The following is a 16738-nucleotide window of genomic DNA, read 5'->3' as shown; positions in this document are numbered from 1 at the left end:
AAAACGAGCGGTCAATGCGTTGCCCGTTCACTTATTTGCTAAAGGCCCTGGAACTCCCATGTCGGATCGTTACGAACTCTTCCTCACTTGCCCAAAAGGCCTCGAAGGTCTGCTTATCGAGGAAGCCGTCGGGCTTGGCCTTGAGGAAGCGCGCGAGCACACTTCTGCCGTGCGCGGCATGGCCGACATGGAAACGGCTTATCGCCTGTGCCTGTGGTCACGTCTGGCTAACCGGGTGCTGCTGGTGCTCAAGCGTTTCCCGATGAAGGATGCCGAAGACCTGTACCACGGCGTGCTGGATATCGAGTGGCAAGACCACATGCTCAATGACGGTACCCTGGCCGTTGAATTCAGCGGTCACGGCTCGGGCATCGACAACACCCACTTCGGCGCCCTGAAAGTGAAGGACGCTATCGTCGACAAACTGCGCACCCCATCGGGCGAGCGTCCATCTATCGACAAGCTCAACCCGGACCTGCGCATTCACCTGCGTCTGGACCGTGGTGAAGCGATCCTGTCCCTCGACCTGTCCGGCCATAGCCTGCACCAGCGCGGTTACCGCTTGCAGCAAGGTGCGGCGCCGCTGAAGGAAAACCTCGCGGCAGCGATTCTGATTCGTTCCGGCTGGCCGCGCATTGCCGCTGAAGGCGGCGCCCTGGCTGACCCGATGTGCGGTGTCGGTACGTTCCTGGTCGAAGCTGCGATGATCGCCGCCGACATGGCGCCGAACCTGCGTCGCGAGCAGTGGGGCTTCACCGCCTGGCTCGGTCACGTGCCGGCGCTGTGGAAAAAACTTCACGAAGAAGCCACCGCCCGCGCCGCTGCCGGTCTGGCCAAGCCACCGCTGTGGATTCGCGGTTACGAAGCCGATCCACGCCTGATTCAACCGGGCCGCAACAACGTCGAGCGCGCAGGCCTGAGTGAGTGGATCAAGATCTACCAGGGCGAAGTCGCCACCTTCGAGCCGCGTCCGGACCAGAACCAAAAAGGCCTGGTGATCTGCAACCCTCCGTACGGCGAGCGTCTGGGCGACGAGGCGAGCTTGCTCTATCTCTACCAGAACCTCGGCGAGCGTCTGCGTCAGGCCTGCCTGAACTGGGAAGCGGCGGTGTTCACCGGCGCGCCGGAGCTGGGCAAGCGCATGGGGATTCGCAGCCACAAACAGTATTCGTTCTGGAACGGCGCCTTGCCGTGCAAATTGCTGCTGATCAAAGTGCTGCCGGATCAATTCGTCACCGGTGAACGTCGTACCCCGGAACAGCGCCAGGCCGAACGTGAACAGGCTGCCTACGATCAGTCCCCGGTCGAGCCGCAAGAGCGTCAGTACAACAAGAACGGCAACCCGATCAAACCTGCACCGGCGCCGGCTCCCGTTGTTGAACAGGCGCGTCTGAGCGAAGGCGGGCAGATGTTTGCCAACCGCCTGCAAAAGAACCTCAAAGCCCTGGGCAAATGGGTCAAGCGCGAAGGTGTCGACTGCTACCGCGTTTACGATGCCGACATGCCGGAATACTCCATGGCCATCGACCTGTATCACGACTGGGTCCATGTTCAGGAATACGCGGCACCGAAATCGATCGATCCGGAAAAAGCCTCGGCGCGTATGTTCGATGCCCTGGCAGCCATTCCGCAGGCCTTGGACATCGACAAGAGCCGCGTGGTCGTCAAGCGTCGCGAACGTCAGAGCGGCACCAAGCAGTACGAGCGCCAGAGCGCCCAAGGCAAGTTCACCGAGGTGAACGAAGGTGGTGTGAAGTTGCTGGTCAACCTGACCGACTACCTCGACACCGGGCTGTTCCTGGATCACCGTCCAATGCGTCTGCGGATTCAGAAAGAGGCGGCCGGCAAGCGTTTCCTCAATCTGTATTGCTACACCGCGACGGCCAGCGTCCATGCGGCCAAGGGCGGCGCGCGCAGCACTACCAGCGTCGACCTGTCGAAAACCTACCTGGACTGGGCGCGCCGCAACCTGTCGCTGAACGGTTTCTCTGACAAGAACCGCCTGGAGCAGGGCGACGTGATGGCCTGGCTGGAAGCCAACCGTGACGAGTTCGATATGATTTTTATCGATCCGCCAACCTTCTCCAACTCCAAGCGCATGGAAGGGATCTTCGACGTGCAGCGTGACCACGTGCAGTTGCTGGACCTGGCCATGGCCCGTCTGGCGCCGGGTGGCGTGTTGTATTTCTCCAACAACTTCCGCAAGTTCCAGCTCGAAGAAAACCTCACGGCGCGCTATGCCGTCGAGGAGATCACCGCACAAACCATCGACCCGGACTTTGCCCGTAATGGCAAGATCCATCGCGCCTGGAAAATCATGGCGCGCTGAGGTCTGACTGGATCCACAGGGCCTTGATTTTTCCAGGCTCTGTGGTCTTTTTGCGCTAGCTAATCTAATGGCTAATAGCTATAACTTCACTCAAAGCCAAGGTGACACCAAAGCACGCCGGCGTTTTGAGTTTTGCTTATGCCGTTGCACGCCGTACGACCCAAGATCCTGGGCTTCATCAGCGAAGATGTTTCGGCCTGGCTGGTTGCGCTGCTGGTTTTACTGGCTGGTGGCGTGCTGACGGGGCTGCTCGCCTGGGCCAGCTTCAATGTGCACCATCAGCAGATGGCGCAGAGCTTTCAATTGCTGGTCAACGAACGCAAAAGCCGGATTGCCGAGCGTTTCGACGATCAGGAACAGCGCCTCGATAGCCTGCGGCGATTCTTCGTCAACTCCGAATCGGTGTCCCGTGAAGAGTTCGACGGTTTTACCAAAGCACTGTTGCAAAGAACTCAGGCCTACGCCTGGGCGCCGTTGATTGCCCGCAGTGAACGTGCCGCGTTCGAACAAAAGGTGCGCGAGCAGGGTAAAACAGGGTTTTCCATCCGCGATCTGACGCCTTCCGCAGAGTTGCAACCTGCCGCCTTGCGTGATGAATATACGCCGGTGTTGTACAGCGAGATGCAAAACTCAAAAGACGCGCCGCTGGGTTTTGATTTGCTCTCGGAACCGGCACGTCGGGCAACCCTGCAAAGGGCCCGCAACCTGAACACGATGGCGGTGTCCGAGCCGGTGCAGCTGATTGGAATCGATTCTGAATATGCCCGTGGCGTGCTGCTGGTCGAACCGGTTTTGCGCATTGGCGCAGCGTCCGCTCATGATGCCGCGCCCCTTGGTTACGTGCTGGCTGTCATCAGCATGCGTCAGTTGGTGGCCGATGGTTTTCCGATGCCAGGTCAGGACAACCTTGTGGTGCAGATTCGTGGTCGGGCGCAGGACGGCCAGTCAGAAGCGCTCTACGAATCGACTAACCCGGTGGCGGATCAACCGTTGCATTACAGCTCGATGTTGCGACTGGGCGATCATGTCTACGATCTCGATATTCGCACCAGCGCGGTGTTTGAGCGTGCCAATCATTCGGCGGGTGCCAGCCTGATCGTGATGGGGGCTCTGTTGAGCGTGCTGCTCAGTGCCTTGCTCTACATTCTGGTCAGTCAGCGGCAACGGGCGCTGGCGCTGGTTGAGCAGCGTACCCGCGAGTTGCGCCTGCGTGAGCAGGAGTTGAACAGCGCTCATGGGCAGTTACGCGGAGTGCTGGACGCTGCGACCCAGGTGGCGGTGATTGCCACCGACCTGCGCGGCGTGATCACAACCTTCAATGCCGGTGCCGAGCACATGTTCGGTTATCGCAGCGCCGATGTGCTGGGGCATATGACCCTCGAGAGCCTGCACCTGCCCATTGAGCTGCAAGCGCGCGCCGCGGAGCTCAGTCAGCGTTACGGCAAGCCGGTGCCGAGCTGTCAGGCAATGCTGGTGGAAGGAGGCGAAGAGAGTGGGCATGAAGCGCGTGAATGGACCTTGGTGCGTCAGGATGGCAGCCATCTGACGGTGAACATGCTCGCCACGGCCGTGCTTGATAAGCAGGGGCTTTGGGTCGGGCATCTGGCGATCTGCATCGACATCACCGAACGCAAGCGCGTGCACGAAGCGTTGGCGGCGCGCGATTTGCTGCTCAAGAAACTCAGCGCGCATGTGCCGGGCGGCATTTATCAGTTCAAGATGGCGGCGGACGGGCGCTTCAGTGTGATCTACGCCAGTGACGGCATCCGCGATATTTACGAGATCGATCCAGACGTGCTGCAACAGAATGCCGAGGCCATTTTCGAGCGGATTTATCCGCAGGATGTGGCTCGGGTGCGTGCCTCGATCCGGATCTCTTCGCAAAAGCTCAGCCCATGGCGCGAAGAGTACCGTGTGCAATTGCCTGTCCGTGGTCTGCGTTGGGTGCGCGGTGAGGCAACGCCGGAAGAGCTGCCCGGCGGTGGAGTGCTGTGGCATGGCTATATTTCGGATATTTCCGACCTCAAACGGGTCGAGGAAGAGCTGCGCGCGCTGTCGGTTACCGACTCGCTGACCGGGATTCACAATCGGCGCTATTTCCAGGAGCGGCTGACCACGGAAATGGCCCGGGTCGAGCGCGGTACCGGGGAATTGGCGGTGATCATGCTGGATATCGATCACTTCAAACGCATCAATGATGTGTACGGCCACGCGGCGGGCGATCGGGTGTTGCAGGCGATCTGTCAGCGCATCCGCCACCGCTTGCGACGCACCGATGTGTTCTGTCGTTTGGGAGGCGAGGAGTTCATGGTGCTGTGTCCGGACACCGACGGGCAGCAAGCCCATACGTTGGCCGTCGAACTATGGAAGAGCTTGCGTAATACGCCGATCGACGGATTGGGCACGGTGACTGCCAGCTTCGGCATCGCCAGTTGGCGTTCCGGAGAAGGTGCGGATGCCTTGCTGTTGCGCGCTGACTCAGGGGTTTACGCGGCGAAACAGGCGGGACGGGATCGAGTTGAGGTGGAGCTGGTTTAGCTGAGGATCAAAAGATCGCAGGCTTCGCCAGCTCCTACCCGAGTAATCATCCGTGCATACGGTCGGCGTAGGAGCTGGCGCAGGCTGCGATCTTTTGGCCTTTAAGGGCTTAAAGCGCCGACTCAGCTGTCGCCAGTTTCGGCTGGCGGTACAGGTCCAGCAGCACCTGATCGAGCACCGTATGTGCGCCAAATGGCGCGGGATCGTTGAGGATCGCGACCACTGCCCAGGTGTTGCCGTTGATGTCGCGGCTGAAACCGGCGATAGCGCGCACAGTGTTCAGGGTGCCGGTCTTGACGTGCGCTTCACCTCTCATCGCGGTGGTCTTGAGGCGTTTGCGCATGGTGCCGTCGGTGCCGGCAATTGGCAGCGAGCTGATGTACTCGGCGGCATACGGGCTACGCCAAGCGGCTTGCAGCATGCTCGCCATTTCACGGGCGCTGACCCGTTCTGCACGCGACAGGCCAGAGCCGTTCTCCATCACCAGGTGCGGCGCGGTAATGCCTTTCTTCGCCAGCCACTGACGGACCACGCGTTGTGCAGCTTTTGCATCGTCAGCATCCGCGTCGGTGCGGTATTTCGCGCCCAGGCTGAGGAACAGCTGCTGAGCCATGGTGTTGTTACTGTATTTGTTGATGTCGCGGATGATTTCCGCCAGGTCCGGTGAGAATGCCCGGGCCAATACCTTGGCGTCTTTCGGTACGGCGGCCAGAAGATCCTTGCCTTGAATGCTGCCACCCAGCTCCTGCCAGATCGCGCGTACGGCGCCAGCGGTGTAAGTCGCATGGTCGAGCAGCGAAAGGTAAGTCTGCGAGCTGCAACCATCGCCCAACTGGCCCGCCACCGTTACGGACACGCTGCCGTCGGCCTGGGTCACCGGGTTGTAGCGCACGCCGCCGGTGCACTGTTTTGCGTTGATGGCCTTGACCTGGTTGTCGATGCGAATGCTGGCGATCGGAGGTTCGACCGATACCAATACCTTGCCCGAATCGTTACGAGCCACGAAGCGCAGGGCTTTGAGGTTGACCATCAGCGCGTCGGGTTTGACCAGGAATGGCTTGTTTTCGTCATTGCCGTCGTCATTGAATTCAGGCAGTTGCGGTTGGACGAAGAAGCTGCGGTCCAGCACCAGGTCACCGGTGACTTGCTGCACGCCATTGGCCCGCAGGTCACGCATCAGCAACCAGAGTTTTTCCATGTTCAGTTTCGGATCGCCGCCACCCTTGAGGTATAGGTTGCCGTGCAGGATGCCGCCACTGAGGGTGCCGTCGGTGTAGAACTCGGTTTTCCACTGGTGGTTCGGGCCAAGCATTTCCAGCGCGGCGTAGGTGGTCACAAGCTTCATGGTCGAGGCCGGATTGACCGAAACGTCAGCGTTGAAAACGGTCGGTGTGCCAGGGCCATTGAGTGGAATCATCACCAGCGACAGGGCGCTGTCCTTCAACTTGCTGGCTCTGAGAGCCTTTTCAACATTGGGTGACAGGGCTGTGTTGATCGGGGCAGCGGAAACCGGGAAGGCCAGAGGCACAAGCAGACTGGCGAGAAGCAATGGACGCAAAGATTTGATCATCTGAAGTAAAACCCTACAGCCGAGGGGAAAAAGATGAGGGCATGAAGATAAATTCCCTCAGTGGTCACGAAAGTGTCGGCATTATGCCCCAAGGTATGGCGCCTTGTGCCGTACACAGAGTGCCGAATCCGCTATTTTTTTACCGGCGGTAGGCACAAGCTCCCAGAGAGTCGGGCAAACAGCGGCTTAAACTGCTAAAGTGCCGCCCGTTATTACTTTTGAGGATTGTTCCAATGGCGACTAACCGTTCCCAGCGTCTGCGCAAAAAACTCTGCGTCGATGAATTTCAAGAGCTGGGTTTCGAACTGAACCTGGATTTCAAAGAAGATTTGGCTGATGCAGCCATTGACGCTTTCCTCGACGCGTTCCTGAAAGAAGCCATGGAAGCAAACGGCCTCGGCTACGTTGGCGGCGACGACTTCGGTCTGGTTTGCCTGCAAAAACGTGGCTCGGTATCCGAAGAGCAGCGTGCCGCTGTTGAAGCCTGGCTCAAAGGCCGCAGCGAACTGACCGAAGCAACCGTCAGCCCGCTGATCGACGTCTGGTACCCGGAAAAGCCCATCAATCCGGTAGTTTGATGTTCTAAAAAACGGCGACCCAAGGGTCGCCGTTTTTGCAAAGATCAAAAGATCGTCCGAACGCGGCCCGAACCTTCGGCAGCTCCTACAGGGTGTACGCATGTAGGAGCTGGCGAAGCCTGCGATCTTTTGCGTTTCAGGCCTTGCGCCAATTCAGAATCATCAGCGTCACCACCCCCGCCACAATTCCCCAAAATGCCGAACCGATGGAAAACAGCGTCAGCCCCGACGCAGTGACCATAAAGGTGATCAACGCCGCTTCACGTTCCTTCACTTCGCTCATGGCGATGCTCAGGCCGTTGATGATCGAACCGAACAGCGCCAGCGCGGCAATCGACAGCACCAGTTCTTTCGGCAAGGCGGCGAACAATGCGGCCAGGGTTGCACCGAAGACCCCGGCAATCCCGTAGAAAATCCCGCACCAGACGGCTGCGGTGTAACGCTTGTTGCGGTCTTCATGGGCATGCGGCCCGGTGCAGATCGCCGCGCTGATCGCTGCCAGGTTGATCCCGTGGGAGCCAAATGGCGCCAGCAACAGTGAGGCGATGCCGGTGGTGGTGATCAGCGGCGAGGCCGGCACGTTGTAGCCATCGGCGCGCAACACGGCGATGCCGGGCATGTTCTGCGAGGTCATGGCCACCACGAACAGTGGAATACCGATGCTGATGGTCGCCGCGAGGGAAAAGTGCGGAGTGGTCCAGACCGGCGTTGCCACTTCGAGGTGGAAACCGCTGAAATCCAGCAACCCCATGAAACCGGACAATGCAGTGCCGATCAGCAGTGCTGCCAGCACCGCATAACGCGGTGTCAGGCGCTTGACCACCAGATAGGTGAAAAACATCCCCAGCACCAGGCCGGTGCGGTGCTGGGCGGCGACGAAGATTTCGCTGCCGATCTTGAACAGAATCCCCGCCAGCAAGGCAGCTGCCAGGGATGCCGGAATGCGTTTGACCAGCCGTTCGAAGCTGCCGGTCAGGCCGCAAATAGTTACCAATATGGCGCAGGTGATGTAGGCGCCAATCGCCTCGCCGTAGGTCACGCCCGACAGGCTGGTGATCAGCAGCGCCGCACCGGGCGTCGACCAGGCGATGGTGATCGGTGTGCGATAACGCAAGGACAAACCGATCGAGCACACGGCCATGCCAATCGAAATCGCCCAGATCCACGACGAAATCTGCCCGCTGGTCAGGCCCGCAGCCTGGCCGGCCTGGAACATCAGCACCAGCGAACTGGTGTAGCCGGTCATCATGGCGATGAACCCGGCGACGATGGCTGAAGGTGAAGTGTCGGCCAGTGGGCGAAGTTGCACGTGAGTGGCGTCGGTCATGGCGCGGTGTTCCTTGTTCTGTTGAAGATCTCGATAACGCATTGACCCCACGTAGGAGCTGCCGAAGGCTGCGATCTTTTGATCCTGGCTTTGCGGTGCCAGCGAGAAAAAGATCGCAGCCTTCGGCAGCTCCTACACGGGGGATCATGCATAAGCCACGGGTTTTGTGTTCAAGCCTAAACTCAAACGTGACGGGGCGTTGCTATACAGCCGGGGGCGTATATGGCCGTACAGTCGTGTTGCCACCACCGGTTGTGTACAATGTGCTCTGTTTTTTACGCAATACTTGCCAGCGACCCACTGTGCCGTATTACAGTCACAGTCAATTCGCCGCAGTTCTCCCGACTCGAGTGCCCATGAACGAACAGTTGCAGCCCCTCAAGAAACAACCGCGAGCAGGTAAAGCCGGCCGCAGCGGAACCCAGGACGATATCGTCTATGCGCATATCTTCGAGGCCATCCTCGAACAGCGTCTGGCGCCCGGTACAAAATTGAGCGAAGAGGCGCTGGGGGAAATTTTCGGGGTCAGTCGCACTATCATTCGCCGCGCTCTGTCGCGTCTGGCCCACGAAGGTGTGGTGCTGTTGCGTCCCAACCGTGGCGCCGTGGTTGCCAGCCCGAGTGTTGAAGAGGCCCGTCAGGTATTCATGGCGCGGCGTCTGGTTGAACGGGCGATCACCGAATTGGCAGTAGAGCACGCAACGGCCGAGCAGATTGCCGAGCTGCGGCAGATGGTCAACGACGAGCGCGACAGCTTCTCGCGTGGCGACCGTGGCGCCGGTATCCGTCTGTCTGGCGAGTTCCACCTGAAGCTGGCCGAGGCGGCGAAAAATGCTCCGCTGATCAGCTTCCAGCGCAGCCTGGTGTCGCAGACTTCCTTGATCATCGCCCAGTACGAAAGCGGTAACCGCTCGCACTGTTCTTACGATGAGCACACTCAACTGATCGATGCCATCGAGGCCCGCGACGCCGAACTGGCGGTGAACCTGATGATGCATCACATGGATCACATCGACAGCAAGCTCAACCTCGACGAAGAAAGCGCCTCGGACGATTTGCACGCGGTGTTCTCGCACCTGCTGCAGACCAAAAAGCCAGGGCGGCCAACCGCGAAACTCTGAATTGTAAACGGTGAGTCAGGCTCACCGAGTCGCGTCTTTCGCGAGCAAGCCCGCTCCCACATTAGATTTATGCCAAACCACAGATAGTGGATTCAGCACATAACAAGTGTGGGTGCGGGCTTGCTCGCGAAAGCGGTCTTAAAGACACAAAAAATCCCCCGTTGCCTGTATCTCAAGGCAGCGGGGGATTTTTCGTTTCAGAAGGGCTTAACGCTGGTGCACCAGGTTACCCGCCGCGTAAGTCTGCAACACCGTCCGGTCATCACCCAGCGTCATCAGCACAAACAACGTCTCGGCGATGGTGTTGGCCTGTTTCAGGCGATAGCTGAGCAGCGGCGTGGCGTTGTAGTCCAGCACCAGGAAGTCGGCGTCGGTGCCTGGTTGCAGGGTGCCGATCTTGTCTTCCAGGCGCAGTGCGCGGGCGCCGCCGAGGGTCGCCAGGTACAGCGACTTGAACGGGCTCAGGCGTGCGCCTTGCAGTTGCATGACTTTGTAGGCTTCGTTCAGGGTCTGCAGCAACGAGAAGCTGGTGCCGCCGCCGACGTCAGTGCCCAGGCCTACGTTCAGGTTGTGCTTCTCGGCCATCGGCAGGTTGAACAGACCGCTGCCGAGGAAGAAGTTCGAGGTCGGGCAGAAGGCGATGGCCGAACCGGTTTCAGCCAGACGTGCGCATTCGTCATCGCACAGGTGCACGCCGTGCGCGAATACCGAGCGTTCGCCGAGCAATTTGTAGTGGTCGTAGACGTCCAGGTAACCCTTGCGCTCCGGGAACAGCTCCTTGACCCATTCGACTTCCTGCAGGTTTTCACTGATGTGCGTCTGCATGTACAGGTCGGGGTATTCGCTGAGCAACTGGCCGGCGAGGGTCAGTTGCTCCGGAGTGCTGGTCGGTGCAAAACGTGGTGTTACCGCGTAGTGCAGACGACCCTTGCCGTGCCAGCGTTCGATCAGCGCCTTGCTTTCGACGTAGCTGGATTCAGCGGTGTCGGTCAGGTAGTCCGGGGCGTTGCGGTCCATCATCACCTTGCCGGCGATCATCCGCAGGTCGAGCGTCCGTGCGGCTTCGAAGAACGAGTTCACCGACTGCGGGTGCACGCTGCCGAACACCAGTGCGGTGGTGGTGCCATTGCGCAGCAATTCCTTGATGAAAATGCCGGCGACTTCTTCGGCGTGGGCCTTGTCGGCGAACTGGCTTTCGCACGGAAAGGTGTAGGTGTTGAGCCAGTCCAGCAGTTGTTCGCCGTACGCGCCGACCATGCCGGTTTGCGGCAGGTGAATGTGCGTGTCGATGAAGCCTGGGGTGATCAGCGCATCCTGATAATGAGTGATTTGAAGGTCGGCGGGCAGGCTGGCGAGCAGTTCGCTGGCGTGGCCGATGGCACTGATCCGACCGTTTTCAGTCACCAGCAAGCCATCTTCGAAATACTCGTAAGAGGCTTCAATGCCAACCACGGCTGGGTCGGCGATGCTGTGCAGAATGGCGGCGCGGTAGGCTTTGCGAATCAAAGGCATGAGGTATTCTCAGTTTGTGGCTTGACTGCGGCGCGAGGCGGGCAGCAGTTTGGCAATAGGTTCGGCTTTCGCGGTGTGCTGGCCGAAATTCGCGTTATAGGTGGCGATGATTTCGCCGGCGATGGAGATGGCGATTTCCACAGGCAATTTGCCTTTGACCTCGCCCAGGCCCATCGGGCAGCGCATGCGTTGCAGCACGGCGTTGTCGAAACCACGCTCACGTAGACGATGTTCGAATTTCACCCGTTTGGTCTTCGAGCCGATCAGGCCGAAGTAGGTAAAGTCGTTGCGCTTGAGGATAGCCGCGGTGAGTTCCAGGTCGAGCTGGTGATTGTGGGTCATGACGATGCAGTAACTGCCAGCGGGCAGGTCGTCGATTTCGTCCACCGGTTCTTCGGCGACGATTTTACGCACGCCGTGGGGGATCTGTTCGGGGAACTCCGCTTCCCGCGAGTCGATCCAGCGCACGCGGCAGGGCAGGCTGGCCAGCAACGGCACCAGCGCCCGACCGACGTGGCCGGCGCCGAATACGGCGATCTGTGCTTGCACCTGGCCCATGGGTTCGAACAGCAACACGGTCACGCCGCCGCAGCATTGGCCGAGGCTGGCGCCAAGGGTGAAGCGCTCCAGGTGAGTGTCCTGTTTGCCGCTGGCAAGCATCTCCCGGGCGACCTGCATCGCCTTGTATTCCAGATGCCCGCCACCGATGGTGTCGAACGCCTGCGTGGCGCTGATGACCATCTTCGAACCGGCATTGCGCGGCGTCGAGCCGAGCTCTTCAATGATGGTCACCAACACACAGGGTTCACCCTGGGTTTGCAGGTCGGCGAGGGCGTCGATCCAGTTGTACATGTTCACCTCAACATTTCTGTTGTCTGTCCGGCCGTCATCGCTGGCAAGCCATGCTCCTACAGGGGGTGGCGGCCACCATCGCGACCGCGCCATGCCCTTGTAGGAGCAAGGCTTGCTCGCGAAGGCCGCGCCTCGGTCTACAGCGAAGCCAGCTCGGTCTCGGCTTCCACGGCTTTCACCGCCTTCAACTGGCGCATCTGCTCACAGCCCCACAACACCCGCTCCGGTGTGGCCGGTGCGTCGATTTTTGGCTGATGTTTGTAATCGCCCAGGCTTGCCACCGCATCCTTGATCGCACACCAGGCGGCGATACCCAGCATGAACGGCGGTTCACCCACGGCTTTGGAATGGAACACCGTGTCTTCCGGGTTCTTGCGGTTTTCCACCAGCTTCACGCGCAAATCCAGCGGCATGTCGGCGACTGCCGGGATCTTGTAGCTGGCCGGGCCGTTGGTCATCAGTTTGCCCTTGGCGTTCCACACCAGTTCTTCCATGGTCAGCCAGCCCATGCCCTGGATGAAGCCACCCTCGACCTGGCCCATATCGATGGCCGGGTTCAGTGAGGCACCGACGTCATGCAGGATGTCGGTACGGAGCATTTTGTATTCGCCGGTCAGGGTGTCGACGATCACCTCGGCGCAGGCTGCACCGAAGGCGAAGTAGTAGAATGGCCGACCGCGTGCCTGGCTACGGTCGTAGAAGATTTTCGGGGTCTTGTAGAACCCGGTGCTCGACAGTGAAACCTGAGCGAAATACGCCTGCTGGATCAGCTCTTCGAAGGTCAGGATGTGATCGCGGACCCGTACGTGGCCGTTGTGGAACTCCACGTCTTCTTCGCTGACCGCAAACTTGCGCGCGGCAAATTCCACCAGGCGTTGCTTGATGATTTCGGCGGCGTTTTGCGCAGCCTTGCCGTTCAGGTCGGCACCGCTGGACGCAGCGGTCGGCGAAGTGTTCGGGACCTTGTCGGTGTTGGTCGCGGTGATCTGCACACGGTCGATTTCAACCTGGAACACTTCGGCCACGACCTGTGCGACTTTGACGTTCAAACCCTGGCCCATTTCGGTGCCGCCGTGGTTCAGGTGGATGCTGCCGTCGGTGTAGATGTGAATCAGCGCGCCCGCCTGGTTGAGGAAGCTGGCGGTGAAGGAAATACCGAATTTCACCGGGGTCAGCGCCAGGCCTTTTTTCAGGATCGGGCTGTTGGCGTTGTAGCGCCGGATCGCTTCGCGGCGTTCAGCGTACTGGCTGCTTTCTTCCAGCTCGGCGGTTATTTCCTCGAGCATGTTGTGCTCGACGGTCTGGTAGTAATGGGTGACGTTGCGCTCGGTCTTGCCGTAGTAGTTGGCCTTGCGCACCGCCAGCGGATCGAGGGCTAAATGACGGGCGATGGCGTCCATCACTTCTTCGATGGCGACCATCCCTTGCGGGCCGCCAAAGCCGCGATAGGCGGTGTTCGACGCGGTGTTGGTTTTGCAGCGGTGACCGTTGATGGTCGCGTCGCCCAGGTAGTACGAGTTGTCCGAGTGGAACATCGCCCGGTCAACGATCGACGCCGACAGGTCCGGTGAGCAACCGCAATTACCGGCCAGTTCCAGCTGGATGCCGTGCAGGCGCCCGGTGTCGTCAAAGCCCACATCGTATTCAATGTAGAACGGGTGACGTTTGCCGGTCATCAGCATGTCTTCGACCCGTGGCAGACGCATTTTGGTCGGCTGCCCGGTCAGGTGTGCGATCACCGCACAGAGGCAGGCCGGGCTTGCTGCCTGGGTTTCCTTGCCGCCGAAACCACCGCCCATGCGACGCATGTCGACGACGATTTTGTTCATCGACACGTCGAGCACTTCCGCCACCAGTTTCTGTACTTCGGTGGGGTTCTGGGTCGAGCAGTAGACGATCATGCCGCCGTCTTCAGTCGGCATCACCGAAGAGATCTGGGTTTCCAGATAGAAGTGTTCCTGGCCGCCGATGTGCAGCGAGCCCTGGATGCGGTGTTCTGCGGTAGAGAGTGCGGTGGCCGAATCGCCGCGCTTGTGAGTGTGGCTGTCGAGCACGAAGTGGCGTTTGCGCAGGGCTTCGACCACGTCGAGCACCGGCTCCAGATCTTCGTATTCGATGATCGCCGCCATTGCTGCTTTGCGTGCGGTTTCCAGATCCTTTGCCGCCACCGCCAGCACCACTTGACCGACGAATTGCACGTCATCAATGGCCAGCAACGGGTCGCCGGGCATCAGCGGGCCGATGTCTTTCAGACCCGGCACGTCTTCGTGGGTAATGGCGATGCGCACGCCTTCAAAGGCGTAGCAGGGCTTGGTGTCGATGCTGATGATTTTCGCGTGGGCGCGATCCGAGAGCCGTGCGTAAACGTGCAGCTGATTCGGGAATTCCAGCCGATCGTCGATGTACTGCGCTTCACCGGACACATGCTTGTCGGCGCTGTCGTGCTTGACGCTGCGACCGACGCCGGTAGTCAGGTCCTTGGCAAACAACTCGGCCAGTTCGGCTTGGGTCTTTTCGACTTTGTGATGGTTAGACATAAGCGGTCACCCGAGTCTCGATGTGCGGTGTTTGCAGTTCGATGAAGTATTTACGCAGCAGGTTTTGCGCGCTGAGCAGGCGGTATTCCTTGCTTGCACGGAAGTCCGAGAGCGGTGTGAAATCTTCCGCAAGAGCGGCGCAGGCGTGTTCGAGTGTGGTGTTGTTCCACTGCGCGCCGAGCAATGCGGCTTCACAGCTTTTCGCGCGTTTCGGAGTGGCGGCCATACCGCCGAAGGCGACCCGAGCGTCGGCGATCACACCGTTTTCGATGCGCAGATTGAATGCCGCACAGACGGCAGAAATGTCATCGTCCAGACGCTTGGAAACCTTGTAGGCGCGGAACAGTTGTTCAACGCTGGCGCGCGGCACGATGATCTTCTCGATGAACTCGCTTTCCTGGCGGGCAGTGACCCGGTAATCGATGAAATAGTCTTCCAGCGCCAGGGTGCGACGGGTCTCGCCTTTGCACAAAACAATCTGCGCGCCCAGAGCAATCAGCAGCGGTGGCGAGTCACCAATCGGCGAGGCATTGCCGATGTTGCCGCCCAGGGTGCCCTGGTTGCGGATTTGCAAGGATGCGAAACGTTGCAGCAATTCGCCGAAGTCCGGGTACTCGGCCTTGAGGGCGTCATAGCAGTCGGACAGGGCGGTGGCGGCGCCGATTTCCAGGCGATCGTCAAAGCGTTCGATGCGCTTCATTTCTGCAACGTTGCCGACGTAGATCATCACCGGCAGCGTGCGGTGGAATTGGGTCACTTCCAGTGCCAGGTCAGTGCCGCCGGCCAACAGCTTGGCTTGCGGATAGGCGTCATAGAGATCAGCCAGATCGGCGACGGTCAGCGGCACCAGGCAGCGTTTGTCGCCGCTATTCAACTCACCGGTTTCAGTCGGCGCGATGGCTTTCAGGCGAGCGATGGTTTCGGCTTCGCGAGCATCGAACTGGTCGGTCTGTTTTCCGCAGCACACTTGTTCGGCGGCGGCGAGGATCGGCCGGTAACCGGTGCAGCGGCAGAGGTTGCCGGCAAGGGCTTCGTGGGCTTTATGGGAATCGGGGTGATCGCTGTTTTTCTGTAAGGCGAACAGCGACATGACGAAGCCCGGGGTGCAGAAGCCGCATTGTGAGCCGTGGCACTCGACCATGGCTTTTTGCACGCTGTGCAGTTGACCCTGGTGCTTGAGGTCTTCGACGCTGATCAGCTGTTTGCCGTGCAGCGACGAAACAAACGTCAGGCACGAGTTGAGGCTGCGATAGCGAATGAGTTCGCGCCCGGTGTCATCGGTCTGCAATTCACCGACCACCACCGTGCAGGCGCCGCAGTCACCGCTGGCGCAACCTTCTTTGGTACCGGGTTTGCCCAAATGTTCGCGCAGATAGTTCAGCACGGTCAGATTCGGGTCCAGGGCGTGCTCGCTACGGAGTTCCTGGTTAAGTAAAAACTGGATCACGGAAGGCCTCGCAGACTCATTATTGTTGTTAACCGCTTTGAGCCGAATTTATCAGGTCTGACTTTTCGGTCAATGATTTTCTGACTTAAGGGTCAGGAAAATTGGTTTTGCCGATCAACAACCGTTTCTTTCATTATTGACCCTCTCGGGATACCTCGCTTTTTGCTTGAATCGTGCCAAATTCCGCTGGCTGGGCCCTGCGCCATTACGTATCAATTGCGCTACACTGCGCCGCTTGTGCAGATCGAAGAGTTTGAAGGAATACCATGACGTTCAAGGCGCCGGACAGCCTCGCCGAGCAAATCGCTCACCACCTCGCCGAACGCATCATTCGCGGCGACCTCAAGCCGGGAGAGCGCATCCAGGAACAGAAGGTCACGCTGGCCCTCAATGTCAGCCGCGGCTCGGTTCGTGAAGCCTTGCTGATCCTCGAACGCCGGCACTTGATCGCCATCCTGCCGCGTCGTGGCGCCCACGTGACCGAACTCACCGCACACAAGGTGCAGAGCCTGTGCACGCTGATGAGCGAGCTGTACATCCTGCTCGGCAATTCGGTGGCCAAAGACTGGCAAGTCCAGGCCGACATGGCGCCGTTCCTGCAAATCCAGCAGCGCCTGAGCGCCAGTTACGAGCGTCAGGACATCCGTGCCTTTGTCGAAGACAGCTTCAATGTGATGCGGGCGGCGTACCCCTTCGCTAATAACCCGTACTTGCAGGAAACCGTCGAGAACCTGCAACCGGCCATGAGCCGTGCGTATTTTCTTGCCCTGGAACAGCGCAAGGCCGAGATGAGCGAGTTCCTCGAACTGTTCGAGCGCTTGCTCGCCGCCGTGCTGGCCCGTGATCTGCCACAGATTCGCGTCGTGCTCTCGGCCTATGCCCAGCGCAGTTGCGATCTGGTGCTGTCTGCCTTGCCGGCTGCCTGAG

General features: G+C 59.7%; 11 protein-coding genes. 5 read left to right on the top strand and 6 right to left on the bottom strand.

Going from position 1 to position 16738, the window contains the following annotated elements; translation table 11 throughout:
* Positions 1 to 58: 58 nt before the first annotated feature.
* Both rlmKL and ACIPIN_RS16545 read left to right on the top strand, forming a co-directional pair.
* Positions 59 to 2329 carry a bifunctional 23S rRNA (guanine(2069)-N(7))-methyltransferase RlmK/23S rRNA (guanine(2445)-N(2))-methyltransferase RlmL gene (gene rlmKL / locus ACIPIN_RS16550; RefSeq protein ID WP_401120251.1) on the top strand — a complete coding sequence of 757 codons (2271 nt, stop codon included), beginning with the start codon at positions 59 to 61 and terminating at the stop codon, positions 2327 to 2329.
* Between the two features lie 138 nt (positions 2330 to 2467).
* Entirely contained in the window at positions 2468 to 4867 is a 2400-nt protein-coding gene (locus tag ACIPIN_RS16545; RefSeq protein WP_401120250.1) for a diguanylate cyclase, read from the top strand.
* Between the two features lie 109 nt (positions 4868 to 4976).
* Here ACIPIN_RS16545 and dacB read toward each other — a convergent pair whose 3' ends face one another.
* On the bottom strand, positions 4977 to 6437 hold the full coding sequence (gene dacB, locus ACIPIN_RS16540; RefSeq protein WP_401120249.1) for a D-alanyl-D-alanine carboxypeptidase/D-alanyl-D-alanine-endopeptidase: 1461 nt from the start codon (positions 6435 to 6437) through the stop codon (positions 4977 to 4979).
* 233 nt (positions 6438 to 6670) lie between these two features.
* Here dacB and ACIPIN_RS16535 point away from each other — a divergent pair, with 233 nt between their 5' ends.
* Positions 6671 to 7015: a YggL family protein gene (locus tag ACIPIN_RS16535; RefSeq protein ID WP_401120248.1), complete on the top strand. Its 345-nt coding sequence runs from the start codon at positions 6671 to 6673 to the stop codon at positions 7013 to 7015.
* Between the two features lie 136 nt (positions 7016 to 7151).
* On the opposite strand, the gene ACIPIN_RS16530 is transcribed toward ACIPIN_RS16535, so the two are convergent.
* Positions 7152 to 8342, bottom strand: a complete 1191-nt coding sequence (locus tag ACIPIN_RS16530; RefSeq protein WP_401120246.1) for a benzoate/H(+) symporter BenE family transporter — start codon at positions 8340 to 8342, stop codon at positions 7152 to 7154.
* Between the two features lie 356 nt (positions 8343 to 8698).
* On the opposite strand from ACIPIN_RS16530, the gene ACIPIN_RS16525 reads away from it, so the two are divergent.
* Positions 8699 to 9463, top strand: a complete 765-nt coding sequence (locus tag ACIPIN_RS16525) for a GntR family transcriptional regulator (protein ID WP_401120245.1) — start codon at positions 8699 to 8701, stop codon at positions 9461 to 9463.
* A gap of 207 nt (positions 9464 to 9670) precedes the next feature.
* Here ACIPIN_RS16525 and guaD read toward each other — a convergent pair whose 3' ends face one another.
* The 4 genes from guaD to xdhA form a co-directional block, all read right to left on the bottom strand.
* Positions 9671 to 10975: a guanine deaminase gene (gene guaD, locus ACIPIN_RS16520; RefSeq protein WP_401120244.1), complete on the bottom strand. Its 1305-nt coding sequence runs from the start codon at positions 10973 to 10975 to the stop codon at positions 9671 to 9673.
* A 9-nt stretch (positions 10976 to 10984) separates the two neighbouring features.
* Complete coding sequence (gene xdhC, locus ACIPIN_RS16515; RefSeq protein WP_401120242.1) at positions 10985 to 11827, bottom strand: xanthine dehydrogenase accessory protein XdhC; 843 nt, start codon at positions 11825 to 11827, stop codon at positions 10985 to 10987.
* Between the two features lie 137 nt (positions 11828 to 11964).
* The gene (gene xdhB / locus ACIPIN_RS16510; protein ID WP_401120240.1) at positions 11965 to 14364 is read right to left on the bottom strand and encodes a xanthine dehydrogenase molybdopterin binding subunit; all 2400 of its coding nucleotides are present in this window, start codon (positions 14362 to 14364) and stop codon (positions 11965 to 11967) included.
* On the bottom strand, positions 14357 to 15811 hold the full coding sequence (xdhA, locus tag ACIPIN_RS16505) for a xanthine dehydrogenase small subunit (protein ID WP_401120239.1): 1455 nt from the start codon (positions 15809 to 15811) through the stop codon (positions 14357 to 14359). The genes xdhB and xdhA overlap by 8 nt, the downstream gene beginning before the upstream one ends.
* 266 nt (positions 15812 to 16077) lie before the next feature.
* Here xdhA and ACIPIN_RS16500 point away from each other — a divergent pair, with 266 nt between their 5' ends.
* Positions 16078 to 16737 (top strand): GntR family transcriptional regulator, encoded by a 660-nt coding sequence (locus ACIPIN_RS16500; protein ID WP_401120238.1) that lies wholly within the window; start codon positions 16078 to 16080, stop codon positions 16735 to 16737.
* Position 16738: the final 1 nt, after the last annotated feature.

The sequence above is a fragment of the Pseudomonas sp. NPDC087697 genome (assembly GCF_044743155.1).
In the GTDB taxonomy this organism is placed as follows: domain Bacteria; phylum Pseudomonadota; class Gammaproteobacteria; order Pseudomonadales; family Pseudomonadaceae; genus Aquipseudomonas.
Note: the sequence above shows the minus strand (reverse complement) of the source record. Positions and strands in the feature narration are given on the sequence as shown.

What these genes read in the sequence shown, in the direction of transcription:
- rlmKL (WP_401120251.1), top strand. Translation starts at nt 59, where the DNA reads ATGTCGGATCGTTACGAACTCTTCCTCACTTGCCCAAAAGGCCTCGAA.
- ACIPIN_RS16500 (WP_401120238.1), top strand. Translation starts at nt 16,078, where the DNA reads ATGACGTTCAAGGCGCCGGACAGCCTCGCCGAGCAAATCGCTCACCAC.
- ACIPIN_RS16535 (WP_401120248.1), top strand. Translation starts at nt 6,671, where the DNA reads ATGGCGACTAACCGTTCCCAGCGTCTGCGCAAAAAACTCTGCGTCGAT.
- guaD (WP_401120244.1), bottom strand. Translation starts at nt 10,975, where the DNA reads ATGCCTTTGATTCGCAAAGCCTACCGCGCCGCCATTCTGCACAGCATC.
- dacB (WP_401120249.1), bottom strand. Translation starts at nt 6,437, where the DNA reads ATGATCAAATCTTTGCGTCCATTGCTTCTCGCCAGTCTGCTTGTGCCT.
- xdhC (WP_401120242.1), bottom strand. Translation starts at nt 11,827, where the DNA reads ATGTACAACTGGATCGACGCCCTCGCCGACCTGCAAACCCAGGGTGAA.
- ACIPIN_RS16525 (WP_401120245.1), top strand. Translation starts at nt 8,699, where the DNA reads ATGAACGAACAGTTGCAGCCCCTCAAGAAACAACCGCGAGCAGGTAAA.
- xdhB (WP_401120240.1), bottom strand. Translation starts at nt 14,364, where the DNA reads ATGTCTAACCATCACAAAGTCGAAAAGACCCAAGCCGAACTGGCCGAG.
- ACIPIN_RS16545 (WP_401120250.1), top strand. Translation starts at nt 2,468, where the DNA reads ATGCCGTTGCACGCCGTACGACCCAAGATCCTGGGCTTCATCAGCGAA.
- ACIPIN_RS16530 (WP_401120246.1), bottom strand. Translation starts at nt 8,342, where the DNA reads ATGACCGACGCCACTCACGTGCAACTTCGCCCACTGGCCGACACTTCA.